Origin of the sequence: Actinoplanes sp. NPDC049548 (assembly GCF_040676695.1) — a bacterium.
In the GTDB taxonomy this organism is placed as follows: Bacteria; Actinomycetota; Actinomycetes; order Mycobacteriales; family Micromonosporaceae; genus Actinoplanes.
Genome location: NZ_JBFAPM010000076.1, coordinates 1 through 1,142, shown reverse-complemented (window position 1 = coordinate 1,142; position 1,142 = coordinate 1). Strand labels below are relative to the sequence as shown.

The window sequence follows — 1,142 nt, the reverse complement described above, 5'->3', positions numbered from 1 at the left end:
GGCGGGCAGTGCGGAACGGTCGAGCTTGCCGTTCACGGTCAACGGCATGGCTTCCAACGCGACGAACGCGGCTGGGACCATGTAGTCCGGCAGCCGCTGCGCGGCGTAGGCCTTCAACACCTCGGGTTCGACAGCCGACACGACGTAGGCGACCAGCCGGTTGTCCCGCAGGATCACCGCCGCCTGCGACACGTCCTCGTGGGTCTCCAGGACCGCCGCGACCTCACCCGGCTCGACCCGCAACCCGCGGATCTTCACCTGCTCATCCACCCGCCCGACGAAATGCAGCTGACCCTCGAGGTCCCACCTCGCCAGGTCACCCGAGCGATACCACCGCTCACCGTTTGGACCCGCCACGAACGACGCCGCGGTCAGCCCTGCCCGGCCGAGATAGCCGCGGGCCAGGCCGGCACCGGCGATATACACCTCGCCGGTGACGCCTGGTGGGACCGGGTTGAGGAACTCGTCCAACACGAACACCCGGGTGTTACCGATCGGTGCGCCGATCGGCGGGGCGACATCGGCATGCGACCCCAGTGGCACCGCGGTAGTGATCACGGTGGCCTCGGTCGGCCCGTAGGTGTTCCACACCCTGGTGTGCGCGGTCCACCGGTTCGCCAGCTCCGCCGAGAGCCGCTCCGCGCCGAGTACCCAGTTACGCACCCCGGGCACCTCTGCCGGGTCCAAAACCGCCAGCAACGACGGCACCACACTGGCCACCTGCACACGGCTGTCACGGATCATCGCCGACAACGCCTGCACATCCTGACGTTGCTCAGCCGTAGCAATCGCAAGCGTGCCGCCGCTGGACAGGGCGACGACGATGTCCAGGATCGACGCGTCGAAGCTAAACGACGCGAACTGCAACGTCACCGCACCCGCACCCAACACCGGCGCCATCACCGACGCCAGGTTCGCCACACCCCGATGGGTGACCGCGACACCCTTCGGCACACCCGTCGACCCGGATGTGTAGATCACATACGCCAACGCGTCCTGGTCGATGCGCACCACCGGGACGGGCGCGCCGCCAAGAGACACATCCACGTCGGTGTCGACCACCAACTCCGCGCCGCTGTCCGCGACGATCTGCGCCAGACGCTGGGCCGGATACTCCGGGTCCAACGGCACGAACGCCGCCC

Annotated in this window: 1 protein-coding gene; it reads right to left on the bottom strand. The window is 68.4% G+C overall.

Features of this window, described 5'->3' with window-relative positions; translation table 11 throughout:
- Window positions 1-1,142, bottom strand: a 1,142-nt coding sequence (locus AB0J80_RS38520) for an amino acid adenylation domain-containing protein (RefSeq protein WP_364714793.1), incomplete at both ends; no start/stop codon positions are given.